Raw genomic sequence first — 1,745 nt, 5'->3', positions numbered from 1 at the left:
ATCATCGCAAGCGGCTCTTCTTGTATCTTCTTGCTGACCGTGAACCAAGGTGCACAGAAATCATGTCGGTGCAGTGTTTACAGTAAATCCTCCTGCTCCAATAACTTATCAACCTTGCGCCGTCTGCGCTTCTCCTTCAAGCGGTAGTCCCGCTCCTCTTTGCGAAGCGCCTTCGTTATGGACAGACACATCCCAAGCAGAATGACGGCAAATGGCAGGGCTGTAAGAATGGATGCGGTCTGCAATGCCTCCAAGCCGCCCCCAAGCAGTAGGACAACTGCGATTAGGGACTGGAATAATCCCCATGCAATTTTAATCAGCGCACTTGGATTCGGATCCCCATTCGTCGACATCATGCCGAGCACGAAAGTAGCGGAATCTGCTGATGTAACGAAGAAGGTAATAATCAGCAGCGTCGCCAGAATGGCAATATAACTTCCAAACGGCAGAGCATCCAGTGTTACAAACAATGCTGACGTAATATCCGCCTTGACCGACTCTACGATTGGGAGTCCATCGAACATTTCCAACTTCAGCCCCGTAGCGCCGAATACCGAGAACCAAATAAAGCTGAATCCACTCGGCAACAGCATCGTTCCTAGTACGAATTCCTTAATCGTTCTCCCCCTGGAGACACGCGCGATAAAGGAACCAACAAATGGCGCCCATGCAATCCACCACGACCAATAGAACAAGGTCCAGCTTGCTACCCAGGAATCTTCTGTGAACGGCGTCAGCCGCAGACTCATCTGAATAATATTTTGCAAGTAACCGCCAAGCGTCGTAGTAAAGGAATCGAAAATAAAGGATGTTGGCCCAAGCAGCAAGGTGAACACGAGCAGCCCTAGCGCAATAAGCAAGTTCACATTGCTTAAGATCCGGATCCCCTTATCCAGCCCTGTTACTGCAGAGGCAAGGAACAACACCGTTACAATTGCAATAATGATGACCTGCACCGTTGCATTGCTCGGAATACCGAACGTGTGGGCAAGTCCACCATTAATTTGCATCGCACCAAGACCTAGCGATGTTGCCACCCCGAAGGCCGTTGCAATAATCGCCAATATGTCGATCGCTTTACCAATTGGCCCCTTTACCCGATCGCCAAGCAATGGCTCAAAAGTCCAACTTATCAAGCCATTATGTCCTTTTCGGAACGTAAAATAGGCGATTCCCAGCGAGACGAGCGTATAAATGCCCCAAGGATGCAAGCCCCAATGGAAGAAGGAGTAGCGAAGCGCTTCATTCGCAGCACCAGGCGTCATCCCTTTCAGCGTTGGCGGATTTATGTAATGGCTGATGGGTTCGGCCACCCCCCAGAATACGAGCCCGATCCCCATGCCTGCACTGAACAGCATGGCGAACCAAGAAATATTGGAGTATTCCGGATCATCATCATCATTGCCTAGTGTAATATGTCCAAACTTGCCAAATGCAAGATAAAGACAGAATACTAAAATGATTAGCGCCGTAATTAGGTAGAACCATCCAAACCGTTCTGTCGTAAATGACAAGGCTGCGCTAGATTGCGTGGATAAGCTCTCCGGGGACAGGAAACCCCAAATAACAAACGCTAAAATAACTACTACTGATATACCAAATACCATAACCTCACTCCCAGATGCTAAGACTTGATGTCGGCGATGGAAGGGCAAAAAAATCCCAGACATAGTCCGGGACAAGAACAAATATCATGACGATAAAAGACATAAATTGCGTGCACCTATCCCTCAAAGGAATCCAGT

The 1,745-nt window shown here is 48.5% G+C and carries 1 protein-coding gene; it reads right to left on the bottom strand.

The features are described 5' to 3' along the window. Positions 1-77: 77 nt before the first annotated feature. Positions 78-1,607, bottom strand: coding sequence for a glycine betaine uptake BCCT transporter (locus AZ66_RS28920; protein WP_044358083.1), 1,530 nt, complete (start codon positions 1,605-1,607; stop codon positions 78-80). Positions 1,608-1,745 lie beyond the last annotated feature (138 nt).

The sequence above is a fragment of the Paenibacillus sp. E194 genome (assembly GCF_000935845.1).
Lineage (GTDB): Bacteria > Bacillota > Bacilli > Paenibacillales > Paenibacillaceae > Paenibacillus_B > Paenibacillus_B alvei_B.
This window is presented reverse-complemented; position numbering and strand designations above follow the sequence as displayed.

Coding starts and splice junctions, on each gene's coding strand:
- AZ66_RS28920 (WP_044358083.1), bottom strand. CDS start 1,607: ATGGTATTTGGTATATCAGTAGTAGTTATTTTAGCGTTTGTTATTTGG.